At 66.7% G+C, this 15,719-nt stretch carries 14 protein-coding genes and 1 tRNA gene; 11 read left to right on the top strand and 4 right to left on the bottom strand.

The genetic code is table 11. The features are described from left to right. Nucleotides 1–3: 3 nt before the first annotated feature. The 6 genes from fdxH (at nucleotide 4) to ACYP33_RS09495 (ending at nucleotide 6,642) form a co-directional block, all read left to right on the top strand. A complete protein-coding gene (gene fdxH, locus ACYP33_RS09520; RefSeq protein ID WP_414447903.1) occupies nucleotides 4–918 on the top strand; it encodes a formate dehydrogenase subunit beta in 915 nt (304 codons plus the stop codon). Beyond that, complete coding sequence (locus ACYP33_RS09515) at nucleotides 915–1,559, top strand: formate dehydrogenase subunit gamma (RefSeq protein WP_459621248.1); 645 nt, start codon at nucleotides 915–917, stop codon at nucleotides 1,557–1,559. The genes fdxH and ACYP33_RS09515 overlap by 4 nt, the downstream gene beginning before the upstream one ends. A 637-nt stretch (nucleotides 1,560–2,196) precedes the next feature. Further along, complete coding sequence (fdhE, locus tag ACYP33_RS09510) at nucleotides 2,197–3,132, top strand: formate dehydrogenase accessory protein FdhE (protein ID WP_414441620.1); 936 nt, start codon at nucleotides 2,197–2,199, stop codon at nucleotides 3,130–3,132. 14 nt (nucleotides 3,133–3,146) lie between these two features. Then, a complete protein-coding gene (gene selA, locus ACYP33_RS09505; protein ID WP_459621247.1) occupies nucleotides 3,147–4,583 on the top strand; it encodes an L-seryl-tRNA(Sec) selenium transferase in 1,437 nt (478 codons plus the stop codon). Continuing rightward, nucleotides 4,580–6,490 (top strand): selenocysteine-specific translation elongation factor, encoded by a 1,911-nt coding sequence (gene selB, locus ACYP33_RS09500; RefSeq protein ID WP_459621246.1) that lies wholly within the window; start codon nucleotides 4,580–4,582, stop codon nucleotides 6,488–6,490. The genes selA and selB overlap by 4 nt, the downstream gene beginning before the upstream one ends. 56 nt (nucleotides 6,491–6,546) lie before the next feature. Then, nucleotides 6,547–6,642, top strand: a tRNA-Sec gene (locus tag ACYP33_RS09495). A 164-nt stretch (nucleotides 6,643–6,806) separates the two neighbouring features. On the opposite strand, the gene ACYP33_RS09490 is transcribed toward ACYP33_RS09495, so the two are convergent. From ACYP33_RS09490 to ACYP33_RS09475, 4 genes are all read right to left on the bottom strand, one after another. Next, nucleotides 6,807–7,850, bottom strand: coding sequence for an STAS-like domain-containing protein (locus ACYP33_RS09490; RefSeq protein ID WP_459621244.1), 1,044 nt, complete (start codon nucleotides 7,848–7,850; stop codon nucleotides 6,807–6,809). Between the two features lie 111 nt (nucleotides 7,851–7,961). Continuing rightward, nucleotides 7,962–9,377: a serine/threonine-protein kinase gene (locus tag ACYP33_RS09485; RefSeq protein WP_459621243.1), complete on the bottom strand. Its 1,416-nt coding sequence runs from the start codon at nucleotides 9,375–9,377 to the stop codon at nucleotides 7,962–7,964. Next, nucleotides 9,374–10,294: a c-type heme family protein gene (locus ACYP33_RS09480; RefSeq protein WP_414441626.1), complete on the bottom strand. Its 921-nt coding sequence runs from the start codon at nucleotides 10,292–10,294 to the stop codon at nucleotides 9,374–9,376. The genes ACYP33_RS09485 and ACYP33_RS09480 overlap by 4 nt, the downstream gene beginning before the upstream one ends. Beyond that, nucleotides 10,291–11,286: a hypothetical protein gene (locus tag ACYP33_RS09475; RefSeq protein ID WP_459621241.1), complete on the bottom strand. Its 996-nt coding sequence runs from the start codon at nucleotides 11,284–11,286 to the stop codon at nucleotides 10,291–10,293. Before ACYP33_RS09475 ends, ACYP33_RS09480 begins: the two co-directional genes overlap by 4 nt. A gap of 357 nt (nucleotides 11,287–11,643) precedes the next feature. Here ACYP33_RS09475 and tssB point away from each other — a divergent pair, with 357 nt between their 5' ends. The 5 genes from tssB to tssE all read left to right on the top strand — a co-directional run bounded on the left by tssB (nucleotide 11,644) and on the right by tssE (nucleotide 15,716). After that, nucleotides 11,644–12,165, top strand: coding sequence for a type VI secretion system contractile sheath small subunit (gene tssB / locus ACYP33_RS09470; RefSeq protein WP_459621239.1), 522 nt, complete (start codon nucleotides 11,644–11,646; stop codon nucleotides 12,163–12,165). Between the two features lie 7 nt (nucleotides 12,166–12,172). Then, nucleotides 12,173–13,669, top strand: coding sequence for a type VI secretion system contractile sheath large subunit (gene tssC / locus ACYP33_RS09465; RefSeq protein ID WP_414447894.1), 1,497 nt, complete (start codon nucleotides 12,173–12,175; stop codon nucleotides 13,667–13,669). Between the two features lie 105 nt (nucleotides 13,670–13,774). Then, nucleotides 13,775–14,278: an Hcp family type VI secretion system effector gene (locus tag ACYP33_RS09460; RefSeq protein WP_414447893.1), complete on the top strand. Its 504-nt coding sequence runs from the start codon at nucleotides 13,775–13,777 to the stop codon at nucleotides 14,276–14,278. 102 nt (nucleotides 14,279–14,380) lie between these two features. Further along, a complete protein-coding gene (locus ACYP33_RS09455) occupies nucleotides 14,381–15,193 on the top strand; it encodes a type VI secretion system accessory protein TagJ (RefSeq protein ID WP_459621236.1) in 813 nt (270 codons plus the stop codon). Nucleotides 15,194–15,203: 10 nt separating this feature from the next. Continuing rightward, nucleotides 15,204–15,716, top strand: a complete 513-nt coding sequence (tssE, locus tag ACYP33_RS09450; RefSeq protein WP_414441632.1) for a type VI secretion system baseplate subunit TssE — start codon at nucleotides 15,204–15,206, stop codon at nucleotides 15,714–15,716. The last annotated feature ends 3 nt before the right edge of the window (nucleotides 15,717–15,719 follow it).

Raw genomic sequence — 15,719 nt, 5'->3', positions numbered from 1 at the left:
GAGATGGCATTGCAATCGCTGGACATCAGGCGGCTGTCCGCCACCACCACGCCGCCGCCCACGGCGCGCGATCCCGTCACGGGCACCGTCGCCAAGCTGATCGACGTATCGAAGTGCATCGGCTGCAAGGCGTGCCAGACGGCCTGCATGGAGTGGAACGACCTGCGCGACGAGATCGGCGAGAACGTCGGCGTCTACGACAATCCGGCCGACCTGACCGAGCATTCATGGACAGTCATGCGGTTCTCGGAATACGAGAACCCGGCCGGCGACCTCGAGTGGCTGATCCGCAAGGACGGCTGCATGCATTGCGAGGATCCGGGCTGCCTGAAGGCCTGCCCGTCGCCGGGCGCGATCGTGCAGTACAACAACGGGATCGTCGATTTCCACGAGGAGAACTGCATCGGTTGCGGCTATTGCGTGACCGGCTGCCCGTTCAACATCCCGCGGATCTCCAAGACCGACCACCGCGCGTACAAGTGCACGCTGTGCTCCGATCGCGTGGCGGTGGGCCAGGAGCCGGCCTGCGTGAAGACCTGCCCGACCGGGGCGATCATGTTCGGCACCAAGGAGGACATGAAGCAGCAGGCGGCCGACCGGATCGTCGACCTCAAGGATCGCGGGTTCGCCAACGCGGGGCTGTACGACCCGCAGGGCGTGGGCGGCACGCACGTGATGTACGTGCTGCACCACGCGGACAAGCCGACGCTGTATCACGGCCTGCCCGAGAATCCGTCGATCAGCCCGTTCGTGAAGCTCTGGAAGGGCATCGCCAAGCCGCTCGCGCTGGCCGGGATTGCGCTGACCGCGCTGGCCGGGTTCTTCCACTACACGCGGGTCGGTCCGAACGAGGTGACGGAGGGAGAGGAGGCTGCTGCCCGGGACGAAGCACGCCGGATCAAGGAGGACGTGAAATGAGCCACGACGACCCGAACCTGATCGTCCGCTACTCGGCGAACGAGCGCTCGAACCACTGGATCACCGCCATCACGTTCGTGCTGCTCGCGCTGTCGGGGCTGGCGCTGTTTCATCCGTCGATGTTCTGGCTGACCGCGCTGTTCGGCGGCGGCCAGTGGACGCGCATTCTGCATCCGTTTGCCGGTGTCGTGATGTTCGTGTCGTTCGCGATCATGGTGGTGCGCTACTGGCACCACAACCTGATCGACGCCGACGACCGACGGTGGATGATGCAGATCGGCGACGTGCTGAACAACCGCGAGGAGAACCTGCCGCCGGTCGGGCGCTACAACGCCGGGCAGAAGCTGCTGTTCTTCACGCTGGTGTGCTGCCTGCTGGTGTTGCTGCTGTCGGGTGTGGTGATCTGGCGGCGGTATTTCTCGATCTATTTCCCGATCGAGGTGATCCGTCTCGCGGCGGTGGCGCATGCGGCGGCGGCCTTCGTGCTGATCGCCAGCATCATTACCCACATCTATGCGGCGCTGTGGGTGAAGGGCTCGATCGGCGCGATGGTGCGCGGCACCACCACGCTTGGCTGGGCGAGAAAGCATCATCCGAAATGGTTCCGCCAGACCGTCAAGGAGTCGAGCCGCACGCGTTAGCGCGGCGTTCCGGTGCATTGAGGCCGGCACGCGAAGGCCATCCCTCGGGATGGCCTTTTTCATTGCGGTCGATCACGGCCGACGATCGTGACGTTCGGGATGCAAGTGCCGGCCGGATCGCGGGCGGTTTCCGCCTTGCAATGGATCAAATTTCATCGGCTGTTTTCGGCGTCGATTCGTGCCTGCATGCTAGTTTGGCGTCCTCGGTTTTCATTCACTGCGTTGCCGTTCAAGGCGGTTGCAATGCGTGAAATGTGAAAAGAGTCGCACTGAATCGCCATCGATGATTTGGCGCGATATTTTGTTGTGCGATTCGCTTCCCATGTGCTTTCCTCGCGCGGTCGTGTCCTGCCAAGGCCATCCGTCGCGATGTTTTCCTCCGGTCTAACGCGGCGCGCGAGCTGTGTTCGCCTATTCGGGCGATTCCTGGCCTCGCATTGGCGAATGCTTGCAGGAAGCTGTATTCTTCACGGCGATGATGCATCAGCCTCCGCCGCCAAGCCGGCTCGCGGGCCGGCGTGCATTTCCGATCGGTCAACCCTTTCGCAGCGGCTGCCGCGTCCCGCGCAAGCCGGTTGCGGCAGCCGATTCCGGCGCGCAAATCGCGGCGCCGGCCAGACAGTTTCAGGTGATTCTCGTGACACAACGCATACTCGACCCGAATGACATCACGGCCCTCGATCATTCGGCGATTCCCCGCTTTCGTCTGCCCGAGCGCGCGAGCGCATTTGCCGAGCGCGCCGCGCGCCTGCGCAAGCTGGCCGACCTCAATCCGATCTCGGGCTATCTGCGCCTGATGGCGACGCTGGCCGACGCGCAGCATGCGGTGCTCGGCACGCTCGACGCGCCGTTGCCCGATGCCGACGCGATCCGTCACGCGCAAACCCATTCGATGCCGATCCTGCCCGCCATGACGGGCACACGCGATCCACGCTGGCGCGACGTGCTGCAACGCCTGCTCGACAGCGTCGAACAGGGCGGCCTGGTCACGCCGCCGCTCGCCAAGCTGATCGACGCGCTGCGCCTGAAAACCGCCGAGCAGCTCGACGCGCAGGCCGATGCGATCGTCGCGCTGCGCGTGGCCGAAGTGGAGCCGGCCTCCGCGCCGTTCATCGCGGCCGCGCTGCAGGTGGTCTGGACCGATCTCGCCTCGCGCGTGCAGCCCGCCGACGTGCCGTATCTCGATCAACCCGGCCTGTGCCCCGTGTGCGGCTCGCATCCGGTCGCGAGCGTGATCCGCATCGGCGGCAAGTATCAGGGCTATCGCTTCCTGCAATGCTCGCTGTGCACGAGCGAATGGCACATGGTGCGCACCAAATGTTCGCACTGCGATTCAACCAAGGGCATCGCGTATCACGGCATCGAAGGCGGCAGCGAGGCGATCAAGGCCGAATCCTGCGACGAATGCCATACCTATCGGAAGATCGGCTATCAGGACAAGGATTTCGCGTTCGAGCCGCTGGCCGACGATCTCGCCAGCCTCACGCTCGATCTGCTGATGAACGAGGCCGGCTACCGGCGCAGTTCGCCGAATCCGCTGCTGTGGCCCGAACTGCCGTCGTCCGACGCGTGAACGGAGAGGCGCCCTTGAGCGATACCGGCGTCAACGACCTGAACGCGCGGCTCGCGCGCGCGCCGTCCGTCGATCGCGTGCTGTCGTCGTCGGCCGTGTTGCCGCTCGTCGAGACGCATGGCCGCACTCGTGTGCTGGCTGCCGTGCGCGCCTCGCTGGACGCATGGCGCGAGACGGTGCGGCGTGATCCGGCAAGTGCCGGCACGCCCGACGAGGCCGGCATGGCCGCCGACGTGCGCGCCCGGCTCGCGGCCGCCGACGCGAGCGCGATGCGGGCCGTCTTCAACCTGACCGGCACGGTCCTGCACACCAACCTCGGCCGCGCGCTGCTGCCCGGCGAGGCCGTGCAGGCCGTGGTGGCCGCGCTGACGCGGCCGATGAATCTCGAATTCGATCTGGAAACGGGCCGCCGCGGCGATCGCGACGACCTGATCGACGCACTGATCTGCGAGCTGACGGGCGCCGAGGCGGCCACCGTCGTCAACAACAACGCGGCGGCCGTGCTGCTCACCTTGTCCGCGCTCGCCGTGCGCAAGGAGGTGGTGGTGTCGCGCGGCGAGCTGGTGGAGATCGGCGGCGCGTTCCGGATTCCCGACATCATGAGTCGCGCCGGCGCGCGGCTGCGCGAGGTCGGCACCACCAATCGCACCCACGCGCGCGACTACGCCGAGGCGATCGGCCCGCGCACCGCGCTGCTGATGAAGGTTCACTGCAGCAACTACGCGATCACCGGCTTCACGCGCGAAGTGACGATCGACGAACTCGCGCCGATCGGCCGAGAACGTGGCGTGCCGGTGGCGGTCGATCTCGGCAGCGGCACGCTCGTTGATCTCGCGCAATGGGGGCTGCCGCACGAGCCCACCGTGCGTGACACGATCGCGGCCGGCGCGGATCTCGTCACGTTCAGCGGCGACAAACTGCTCGGCGGCCCGCAGGCGGGCCTGATCGTCGGATCGCGCGAGCTTGTCGCGAAAATCAAGAAGCATCCGCTCAAGCGCGCGTTGCGCGTCGGCAAGCTGACGCTCGCGGCGCTCGAACCGGTGCTGCGGCTTTACCGTGCGCCCGAATTCCTGCGCGACCGGCTGACCACGCTGCGCCTGCTCACGCGTGCGCAGGCCGAGATCGCCGACACCGCGCAGCGCATGCTGCCGGCCATGCAGCGGGCGGTGGGCGAGGCCTTCGTCGTCAGCGCCGAGCCGATGTTCAGCCAGATCGGCAGCGGGGCGTTGCCGGTGGACGTGCTGCCGAGCTATGGGCTCGTGATGCGGCTCGCCTCGGGCAAGCGCGCCGGGCGCGCGCTCGGTCAGCTCGAAGCACGGTTGCGGGCGCTGCCGCGGCCTGTCGTCGGCCGGATTGCCGACGACGCCCTGCGGCTCGACCTGCGCTGCCTCGAAGCCGGCGACGAGCCGGCCTTCGCGGCGCAACTCGCGGCCGGAGATGCTCACTCATGATCGTCGGGACCGCCGGCCATATCGATCATGGCAAGACCACGCTGGTGCGCGCGCTGACGGGCGTCGACACCGATCGCCTCAAGGAAGAGAAGGCGCGCGGCATCTCGATCGAGCTCGGTTATGCGTACACGCCGCTCGACAACGGCGAGGTACTCGGCATGATCGACGTGCCGGGCCACGAGCGGCTCGTGCATACGATGGCGGCCGGCGCGTGCGGGATCGATGTCGCGCTGCTGGTCATCGCCGCCGACGACGGCGTGATGCCGCAAACGCGCGAGCATCTGGCGATCCTCGAATTGCTCGGTGTCACGCACGGCATCGTTGCATTGACCAAATGCGATCGCGTGGATGCCGCGCGCCGCGCGCAGGTATCGGACGAGATTCGCGCGTGGCTCGATGCCACGGCGCTGGCCGGTGCGCCGATCGTCGAAACCTGCGCGACGCAGCCCGGCGACCCGGGCGTCGCGGCGCTCGGCGCGGCGTTGCGCGAGCTGGCCGCGCAGTGGCGCGCGCGGCGCGACGACGGGTTGTTCCGGCTCGCCGTCGATCGCGTGTTCACGCTGGCCGGGCAGGGCACCGTCGTGACCGGCACCGCGTTCGCCGGGCGGGTTGGCGTGGGCGAGACGCTCAACGTTGCGCGCACCGGCGAGCCGGTGCGCGTGCGCGGCCTGCATGCGCAGAACCGGCCTGCCGAAATCGGCCATGCCGGCGAGCGCTGCGCGCTGAATCTGGCCGGCATCGACAAGGCGGCGCTGTCGCGCGGCGACGTGATCGCCGACGTGCGGCTCGCCGCCACTTCACCGCGTATCGACGTCGAACTGAGCCTGCTGGCCGATGCCGATCTGACGCTCGCGCACTGGTCGCCGCTGCATGTGCATCTGGGCACGCAGCACCATGTGGCGCACGTCGCGCCGATCGACATCGACACGTTGGCGGCCGGCCAGCGCGGGCGCGTGCAGCTCGTGTTCGACGTGCCGGTGTTCGCGATGCCGGGCGACCGCTTCATCGTGCGCAACGCCCAGGCGACGCGCACCGTGGGCGGCGGCCGCGTGCTCGACCCGTTCGGCCCCACGCACAAGCGGCGTGCGCCGGCGCGGCTGGCGTGGCTCGGCGCGATTGCCGCGTGGCTCGACGAAGGGCGCATCGATGCGCTGCTCGACGAGGCGCCGCTCGGCCTGCCGATCGCCACGCTGATGCACCTGACCGGTTTGCCGGCCGAGCGGTTGCCGCTGCCGGAAAACGCCGTGGTGGTGCCGGGCACCGATGGCCCGCGCGCGATCGCACCGCGCCGCCGCGCGGCGTTCCGCGCGCGCGTGATCGAGGTGCTGGCGGCATTCCACGAGCGCTCGCCCGACGAGCCCGGCCCCGATCTCGATCGCTTGCGCCGGATGGCGTTGCCGCTGGCTGACGCCGCCCTGTGGCGCGCGTTGATCGAGACGATGGCGGGCGAGGGCAGCCTCGTGCGCGAGGGGCGCTGGGTGCGCCTGCCCATGCATACCGCGAGCCTCGATCCGGCCGACGAGACGCTCGCGCAGCGCCTGCTGCCGCTGATCGCGGCCGGCCGCTTCGATCCGCCGTGGGTGCGTGATCTGGCCTCCGCGACCGGCGCGCAGGAAGAGGCCGTGCGCGTGCTGCTGCGCAAGCTGGCGCGGCGCGGTGACGTGCATCAGGTGGTGCGTGACCTGTTCTACGACAAATCGGTGGTGGCGGAGTTGGCGCAGCTTGTGACCGGGATGGCGATGGGGTGCATGGGCGGTGTGGATGCCGCTACGTTTCGCGATGGCACGGGGCTGGGCCGCAAGCGCGCGATCCAGATTCTCGAGTTCTTCGATCGCGTTGGGTATACTCGCTTTCACCGCGACCGGCATTTGCTGCGTGCCGAAGGTTCGGAGGTGGAGTCGGGTTGATTGCGGTGGTGTTCGCCGCTTCAGGTTTCAAGCAGTGCGTTGAAGTTCAAGTCTGCGGAAGGCATTCGTATCCGGTGGTACGGCCAGACTTCAAATCTGGTTGGGGACGTCAATCGTTCCCGGGTCGGTTCGACTCCGGCTGCCTTCCGCCATCAGGCGTTACTGGTTTTTCTTTCTCGAATTTTTCGCCGTTTCTGTTCAAAAAAATCGTTGTCAGGTCGATTTCAACTTATCGATAAGCCGGTTTCTGACGTTGTGCTTGGTCATGCTCCTGATCGGCGCCGAAACCTGGCCCTCAGGGGCAAGCCCCGAGGCTTCAGTCATTGTGAACGCGGACGCGATTGATCATGAAGTTGACATCGTCATTTGTATTGACGATGGAAAATATGACGTCAGGATGCTGATTCTTGAAGACACGGAATATCTCATCAGCGAATCCTTGGCCAATGCTGTCCACGCCTTCAAAATCGAAGATCACTCGATGGAATCGCTCAACACGTGCGAGAAGTCTTTGGGCCTGTGAGCGCGAGACGACGCTCTCGGTGCCAAGGCGTGCGAGTCGGACGGGAATCACGGTTTTGTCGAATCTCGACAGCCCTTCGTTTCGATCTTCGGAGCTGAATTCGTCAAAAACGGCGCGTAGTTTTCGCTCCGTTTGATGGCATAGCGCCATGACGACATGGGTTCCAGCTAACATTTGATCCTCGTTGTCGAGCAAGATATCCAGTAGTTGGTCTTCGTGGTCGAAGGTCAAGTCGCCGGATTGAATCTGGAAGCGGTCCATTGCTCGCGATGTGAAGAAGATGCCTTCTCCCGAATGACGGCTCGGATCTGTCGTCAGCTTTCCTTTTGCCAGTTCCAGCAGCGCAAATCGTTCGTCGTCCAGTTCGCAAAGCCGAGCAATGCGCCGGAATATGCCTTCTCCGTTGTCTGTAATGGATAACGCGGCATCGGTTGCCGTAATCCAAATAACAACGTGGAGCGACGAACCATCGGAATGATCTTTGGCATTGTTCATCATTTCAGTCGCGGCGTAGTCCCAAATTCGCAACGCCGCTTCGCTGGCGTATGCCTCCAGCGCGGGGCGAACGGACGTTGTCCATGCGACGTGTTCGTCGAAGTCGGCGAGAGGGAACGTCCACTCGTGAAAGAACAGCGTCTCAATCGAGTAACGTTTAGGGCGCGTGTTGCCGAGTTCCTTCAGGAATCCTGCCTCTACCCAGCGACGCACTTGAGCGGCAGCCGCCTGGCGGGATATGTTGCGCTCGGCCTCCAGTGCGGGAACGAGCGCGACTGCTGTCTCATGTGAAAAAAGGCCGGAGAGCCACCGTACGGTCTGAGGATCGATTTGAGCGAACATATGTAAACACCGGATATCGTATATGTAAACATACTATACGAAATGATGTTAGGCATGTTTACAAACCACTTGTCTATTCACTGCCTCAGCGCAGGGTTCTCTAAAATCCACTCATCCCCCCATCCCCTCCCAAAACCCCCGCCGATCCACCGCCTCCGGCAACGCCTCCCCAATCCTTGCCCGAAACACCGCCGTATCCGCCCCCACCGCCGCGCGTTGCGCCACGATGCGCGCGATCGGCCCGATATGCGTCGCGAGCCGCCGCGCGGTGCGCTCGACCAGCGCCGGATCGACAGCCGCCACCGCCGCCACCGTCGTACCCAACCCGCCGCCATCGCGCCGCGCCGCGCGCACCGACGTAATCCCCGACGCCGTCGCATCGCGCGCCAACAGCGCCGCGAACGCATGCCGCGCCGCATCGTCGGGCAGATGCCGCGCCAGTTCGGCGGCCAGCCCGTGCGAATCGGTGGCATGTGCCGCCGCGCGCCGCACCAGCCGCGACGCCACCGGGCCGACGTGGCTCGCGAGTTGCCGCTCGATCCGCGACAAAAATTCCGCCGGCCAATCGGGCACGTGCGCAGGCGCGCTCGCGAGGTCGGGCGGCGCCAGCGCCTGCCGCGCAAGCGGCACGGCCACCACGGTCTGATCGGGATCGCGCGGCGCGGCCAGCGTATCGAGCATCGCCAGCAGTTCGACGCGCCAGCCGTGCGCCGACGCATGACGCTCCGCCGGCGCCTTCGCCAGCGCCTTCAGCACCATCGCATCGAGCACGGCCGGCAAGCCCGGCACGCATGACGACGGCGCGGGCGGCATCGCGGTCAGCACCTGATGCATGGCCGCCGCCGACGAACCCGAAAACGGACAACGCCCCGTCAGCATTTCGTAGAGCACCACGCCGGCCGAAAACAGGTCGCTGCGCGCATCGACCTCGGCCCCGGCATATTGCTCGGGCGACATGTAGTTCGGCGTCCCGATCATCATGCCGGCCTGCGTCAGCCGGCCGGTATCGAGCTGGGCGATGCCGAAATCGGTGATCTTGCATTCGCCGCGCGGCGCGATCAGCAGGTTGGCGGGCTTGATGTCGCGATGGACCACGCCGGCCTCGTGCGCATAGGCGAGCGCGTCGAGCAACTGGCTGAACCACACCAGCACGCGCGGCAGCGGCATCACGGTGCCGCTGGCGGCATGCTGCGCGAGCCGGGCGGCGAGCGTCTCGCCGCGCACGTATTCGAGCGACATGAACGCCACGCCGTCGGCCTCGCCGTAGTCGAACACGCCGACGATATGCGGATGCACGAGCCGCCCGGCCGCGCGCGCCTCGTTGATGAAGCGCGCCGGCAGCTCGGCCTCGGCGGCCGCGCCGCTGGTGTCGTGCAGCAGCTCGGTGCGGATCGTCTTCAGCGCGACCTGCCGCTGGATATGCGGATCGGTGGCGAGATAGACGGTGCCCATCGCGCCCCGGCCGAGCACGCGCTCGACCTGGTAGCGGCCGATCCGCAGCGGCAGCGCCTCGGTGCGCGCGATCATGGCCGCGAGCCGGGCGGGGCGGTGTCGCCCGCGCCGGTTTCGTCGAGGATCTCGAACGCGGTCACGAGGCTGGTGCGCATGCGGCCGAACGAGACGGCCAGCGAGGCGATCTCGTCGCTGCCGCGGGTGGGCAACGCCACCTCGCCGAGCTGGCCGAGGCTCACCTCGTCGGCCGCGCGCGACAGCGCCTGCAAGCGCCGCGTGACGAGCAGATGCACCATCACGTTCAGCACGATCAGCACCACCGCGAACACCACGCTCAACGCCGCCATGAAGCTGCGCCACAGCGCACGGCCGCGTGCGATCGATTCGGACATCGGCACCGACACGAACTCCGCGCCGATCACGTCGTTCATCTTCCAGCCGAAGCCGTTGGCGGGGCCGTACTTCTCCAGCATGGTGCGCGGCGCGGCGGCGGGCGTGCTGTGGCACTGCATGCAGCTCGAATCGGTGATGCGGCTCGGCCGCGCAAGGAACAGCAGATGTTCGCCGCCGGGCGTGCGGCGCTGCCCGGTCACTTCCTGCAAGGCCGGCTGGTCGTGCAGATGCGCAATCACTTCGGCCTCCCAATCGCTGGGCCGGTCGCGCGGGTTGGTCGGGTTGACCATGGTCGAGCGGTACGAGAAGTTGGGAAACGTGCCTTGCAGCGTGTTGAGCATCTCGATCGCCGAGAACGCCGGCACCGATTCGGGCACGAACGAATACTGGATCTGCGTCGACAGCAGCGGCGTGATGTGCTGCGCCGTGTAGTTCTGCATCGCTTCGGCCGCGCTCATCAGCACGTTGGCGTCGTGGCGCGTTTCGTCGAGCGCCTGCTGTTGCAGCACGCGGTCGGCGACGATGCCGGCCGCGGTCAGGCCGATCGCGAAGATCGCGACGAACACGAGGTTGAACTTGATGGCGAGTGACAGCTTCATGGGTGGCCGGAGAGCGAGGGGTAGACGGAGATCGGCTTGAAAATCGGTTCGACGACGGGCTTGACGGCCGGCTTGACGTTCGGCTTGAGAAGCGGGCGCGGCGGTGGAAACACCAGCACGCGCCAGTCGGGCAGCGCATCGACGTGCTGCTTCACCTCGGCGCGAAACGCCGGGTCCGACAGCCGCGAACGAAAGCGCGCCGCGAACCGCGTGGCCGGATCGGTGCGCACGGCGAGCGCGCTGTCGAGCCAGTCGGCCACATCGGCATAAGCCACCGGGCGCAGGCCGCGCGCGGGCGTGCCGTGGGTGGCGGCCGGCATCGGCAGCGGGCGCAGCGCGTCGCGGAAGCCCACCGGCATCGCGGCCACGAAGGCCGGATCGGGGCCGCGCGACAGCGGCAGCGTCGCCCCCTGGCGCGGATGGCTGGCGTAGGCGGAGCCTTGCGCATCGATATGGATGACTGACGATTTGCCATGCGGTGCGCCGAGGGCGACAACCTGCGCCGCGCCGCGTTCGCAGAACACGGCGTCCACGCCGCCGCTTCCGGGCGCGGAGGCGATCACGAGCGCGGTGTCGTTGGCCGGCACGATGCGCGTGTCGGCCGTCTCGACCACCGGCGCGGCGCATCCCGCGCCATTCCCCGTGCACGCCCGCACCAGCTTGAGCCAGCCGCGCAGCAGCGCGACGTGCGCATCGCGCGTCAGCATCGCACGCGTGCCGGGGCCGAACGCGAGCAGGTTGCCGTTCCCATCCTGAAGCTGGATCGCGCTGTCGGGCGGCGTCTCGACGATGTCGTCCTGCGCGAAGCGCTGGCCGGCCTGCGCCGTATACAGGCTGGCCGCGTGGATCGTCGTGACGGGGGCGCCCGACGGCTCGGCGCGCACCAGCGTCCAGTCGGCCCGCGCGAGCGGCGCGATAGCGAGCAACACCAGCGGCGCGAGCCGCAGCGCCGTATTGCCTGCCATCCGTTCGAAGGTTCCTGAAAGTTTCATGACGTGCGATGCAGTGAATCCGCGCCCGGTTGACGCGCGGGTACTGACTGAACAGCCGGCCGCGCCGGTTTATTCCATCGGCGTGCGAAGTGACGACAAGCGCCGAAACGCGCCGAAACGCGTCCGTTGCACCCCGCCACGGAATATCCGGCGCTTCCCGGGTGTTCTGGTTCACGCAACCCGGCACGCAGGCCACGCCGGTTCGGCCGGATGAAAAAAAGTGGAATAGACGGCGAGCCTGCGTTGTTCTGTGAACGTGGACGACGGTCGCGGCACGACGCAAGTCCACCGCGATCGGGGCGTGCCGGCTGGCCGCGTCGAATCCCTGAAACCCAAGCACCTGAAAGGAACCAGCGCATGGCAACGAGGCAGAGCAGTCAGAAATTCATTGCCCGCAATCGGGCGCCGCGCGTACAGATCGAGTACGACGTCGAGCTGTACGGCGCGCAGAAGAAAGTCCAGATCCCGTTCGTGATGGGCGTGATGTCGGATCTGTCCGGCGCCAATGCCGGCGATCTGCCGCCGATCGAGGAACGCAAGGCGCTGGAGATCGACGTCGACAATTTCGACAGCCGTATGCAGTCGATGAAGCCGCGCGTCAATTTCAACGTGGCGAACACGCTGACGGGCCAGGGCAACCTGGAAGTGGACATCGCGTTCGAGAGCATGGACGACTTTTCGCCGGCCGCCGTGGCGCGCAAGGTGGAAGCGCTCGCCAAGCTGCTGGAGGCGCGCACCCAACTGGCGAACCTCGGCACCTATCTCGACGGCAAGGCCGGCGCGGAAAAGCTGATCGAGCGCGCGCTCAAGGACCCGGCGCTGCTGCAATCGCTGAGCGCGGCGCCGAAGCCCGCCGACACCGAACCCGAACAGGAGTGATGGCGACATGGACAGCCAGCAACAACTCGCCCCGGCCGGCGCGCAGCTCGAGACGAGCGGCGCAAGCGATTTCGCGGCCCTGCTGAACAAGGAATTCCGGCCGAAGAACGAGCGCGCGAAGGAGGAAGTGGAAGCCGCGGTGCGCACGCTCGCCGAGCAGGTGCTGCAGGACGCGAACATCGTGTCCGACGACGTGACGCAAACCATCAACGCCTACGTCGCCGAAATCGATCGCAAGCTCAGCGAACAATTGAACCGCATCATGCATCACGCCGATTTCCAGAAGCTGGAAGGCGCGTGGCGCGGCCTGCATCACCTCGTGACGAATTCCGAAACGGATCCGATGCTGAAGATCCGCGTGATGAACGTGTCGAAGAAGGAACTCGGCAAGAACCTCAAGCGCTTCAAGGGCGTGGCCTGGGATCAAAGCCCGGTGTTCAAGCGCGTGTACGAGGAAGAATACGGCCAGCTCGGCGGCGAGCCTTACGGCTGCCTGATCGGCGATTATTACTTCGACCACAGTCCTCAGGATATCGAACTGTTGCGCGGCATCTCGCAGATCGCGGCCGCCTCGCACGCACCGTTCATCTCGGCCGCCGATTCGTCGCTGCTCGGCATGGAGAACTGGAACGAACTGGCGAACCCGCGCGATCTGTCGATGATCTTCACCACGCCCGATTACGCCGGCTGGCGCTCGCTGCGCGAGATGGACGACGCGCGCTACCTGGCGCTGACCATGCCGCGCACGCTGGCGCGCCTGCCGTACGGCGCGAAGACCGACCCGGTCGAGGAATTCGATTTCGAGGAAGACACCGAAGGCGCGGATTCCGCCAAGTACACCTGGCAGAACGCAGCGTATTCGATGGCGGTCAACATCAATCGCTCGTTCAAGCTGTACGGCTGGTGCACGCGCATTCGCGGCGTGGAATCGGGCGGCGCGGTGGAAAACCTGCCGGTGCACACGTTCCCGAGCGACGACGGCGGCGTGGACATGAAATGCCCGACCGAGATCGCCATCACCGACCGCCGCTCGGCGGAACTCGACAAGATGGGCCTGATGCCGCTCGTGCATCGCAAGAACTCGGACGTGGCGGCGTTCATCGGCGCGCAGTCCGTGGCGAAGCCCGAGGAATACGACGATCCGGCCGCCACCGCGAACTCGAACCTCTCGGCGCGGCTGCCGTACATGTTCGCGTGCTGCCGCTTCGCGCACTACCTCAAGTGCATCGTGCGCGACAAGATCGGCTCGTTCAGCACGCGCGAGCAGATGGAGAACTGGCTGTCGAACTGGGTCATGAACTATGTGGACGGCGACCCGGTGAATTCCAGCGAGGAAACCAAGGCGCGCAAGCCGCTGGCGGCCGCGCAAGTGGTGGTGGAGGAAGTGGAAGACAACCCCGGCTACTACACCTCGAAGTTTTTCCTGAAGCCGCATTACCAGCTCGAAGGCCTGACCGTGTCGCTGCGTCTCGTGTCGCGGCTGCCGTCCGGGCGCGCGGCCTGAATGGTTCCAGCGGTCTAACCGGCATTCCGGCCGGCGCGGCGACGCGCCGGTCCCCTCGTTCGTCGAACCGGCGAGCAATCTCATCAGCAACGCACAGAGGCAACTATGGCATTCGACATGCACCTGAAATTCGGCTCTGGTTCGGTCACGATCCAGGGCGCATCCAACCACTCGAAGCACAAGAACCAGGTGCCGATCATCGCGTGGTCGTGGGGCGTCAGCAATACCGGCAACCTGCACACCGGCGCGGGCTACGCGTCGGGCGGCAAGGCCAACATCCAGGACATCACCATCACCAAGTACATCGACAGCTGCTCGAACGCGATCCTCAACGCCTGCTGCACCGGCGCGCGCCTCGACAACGCGTTCCTGTACGTGACCAACGCCACCGGCCAGCAGACCGACTTCCTGACGCTCGAACTGAGCGAAGGCGTGCTGATCACGTCGGTGTCCACCGGCGGCACCGGCTCGGACGAACGGCTGACCGAGAACATCACGCTGCACTTCGGCAAGTTCAAGTATTCGTTCCAGCCGCAGGACGACGAAGGCAAGGCGAGCGGCGGCACCAAGGATTTCACGTACGACATCCAGCAGGTCGCCAAGCAGTAAGCCGCCAAGCCGCATCCGCGCCGCGACGGCGGATGCGGCGCGCCGGAGCCGGGCCTCGCGCCCGGTTCCGTTTCCAGCCCGCCCATCAAGGAATGTTTCGCCGTGAGCCCCCTTCCTGTCACTGCCAGCCCCGAAACGCTGCTCGCCAACGGGCAACTGGACGAAGCGCTGCGCGCGCTGTCCGCCGAGGTCAGAAGCCGTCCGGCCGACGCCCGCTTGCGGGTGTTCCTGTTCCAGTTGCTGGCCTTGCTCGGCGATTGGGCACGCGCCGAACGGCAATTGGCAGTCGCGCACGAGCTGGATGCGCAGAACGCGCTGATGGCGAGCGCCTACGGCACCGCGCTGCACGGCGAGATCGAACGCGCCGCCGTGATGGCCGGCAGCGCGCTGCCGCCGCTCGTCGGCGCGGAGGAGCCATGGCACGCACCGCTCGTGCAATCGCTGGCGGCGCTGTGCAGCGGCCACGTGCAGGCCGCGCTGGCGCTGCGCAACGACGCGTTCGACGCCGCGCCCACGGTGGCGGGGCACATCGACGGCGAGCCGTTCGAGTGGATCGCCGACGCCGACCCGCGCTTCGGCCCGTGCCTCGAAGTGATCCTCAAGGCCGGCTATACCTGGGTGCCGTTCTCGCAGGTCCGCTCGCTCGATTTCGAAGCGCCCAGCGACCTGCGCGACAAGATCTGGGCGCCGGTGCGCATCGGCTGGCAGGCCGGTGGCGAGGCGGTCGGCTTCGTGCCGTGCCGCTATCCGGGCAGCGAGCATTGCAGCGTCGCCGCGCTGACGCTGGCCGCGCGCACCGCCTGGGTCGAGCAGGATGCGGACTGCTTCGTGGGCCAGGGCCAGCGCATGCTGGTGACCGACCGCGCCGAGCATTCGCTGCTCGACGTGCGCTCGATCACGTTCGACGCGCGCTAGGCGCCCGGCCATGGCCGAACTCACCCCGCAGGAGCGCCTGCAGCCGTCGCTGCTCGACCGGCTCACCGACCTCGCGCCGCACGAGCCCGACGAAAGCCGCGAGCAGCGCGTGATCACCGCCGCGCGGCTGCGCGAGTGCGTCACGCGCGACATCGCCGCGTTGCTGAACTGCACGCGCCAATGGGATGGCGAGCGGCTCGACGAACTCGATGGCCTCGACCAGGTGCGCAACTCGGTGCTGAATTTCGGCATTCCCGACCTGGCCGGCGCGACGCTGTCGGGCATCGACGCGGGCACCTTGCAGGAGCGCATCCGCGTCGCGCTGCTTGATTTCGAGCCGCGCCTGATCGCCGACACCGTGCAGGTGAGCGTGCATGCCGACGAGGCACGCATGGACAGCCGCTCGTTGAGCTTCCGCATCGATGCGCAGATGTGGGCGCAGCCGATGCCGCTGGGCCTCTACCTGCGCACCGACGTCGATCTCGAAACCGGCGAATTCCGCGTCGCGCAACACTTCGGCTGATCG

The organism is Burkholderia sp. 3C, from assembly GCF_054589155.1.
Note: the sequence above shows the minus strand (reverse complement) of the source record. Positions and strands in the feature narration are given on the sequence as shown.

Excerpts from the sequence above, each read along its gene's own strand:
- ACYP33_RS09490 (WP_459621244.1), bottom strand. The coding sequence starts at position 7,850 with ATGTTCGCTCAAATCGATCCTCAGACCGTACGGTGGCTCTCCGGCCTT.
- tssE (WP_414441632.1), top strand. The coding sequence starts at position 15,204 with ATGGCCGAACTCACCCCGCAGGAGCGCCTGCAGCCGTCGCTGCTCGAC.
- tssC (WP_414447894.1), top strand. The coding sequence starts at position 12,173 with ATGGACAGCCAGCAACAACTCGCCCCGGCCGGCGCGCAGCTCGAGACG.
- ACYP33_RS09480 (WP_414441626.1), bottom strand. The coding sequence starts at position 10,294 with ATGAAGCTGTCACTCGCCATCAAGTTCAACCTCGTGTTCGTCGCGATC.
- ACYP33_RS09475 (WP_459621241.1), bottom strand. The coding sequence starts at position 11,286 with ATGAAACTTTCAGGAACCTTCGAACGGATGGCAGGCAATACGGCGCTG.
- ACYP33_RS09515 (WP_459621248.1), top strand. The coding sequence starts at position 915 with ATGAGCCACGACGACCCGAACCTGATCGTCCGCTACTCGGCGAACGAG.
- tssB (WP_459621239.1), top strand. The coding sequence starts at position 11,644 with ATGGCAACGAGGCAGAGCAGTCAGAAATTCATTGCCCGCAATCGGGCG.
- ACYP33_RS09485 (WP_459621243.1), bottom strand. The coding sequence starts at position 9,377 with ATGATCGCGCGCACCGAGGCGCTGCCGCTGCGGATCGGCCGCTACCAG.
- ACYP33_RS09460 (WP_414447893.1), top strand. The coding sequence starts at position 13,775 with ATGGCATTCGACATGCACCTGAAATTCGGCTCTGGTTCGGTCACGATC.
- selB (WP_459621246.1), top strand. The coding sequence starts at position 4,580 with ATGATCGTCGGGACCGCCGGCCATATCGATCATGGCAAGACCACGCTG.
- fdxH (WP_414447903.1), top strand. The coding sequence starts at position 4 with ATGGCATTGCAATCGCTGGACATCAGGCGGCTGTCCGCCACCACCACG.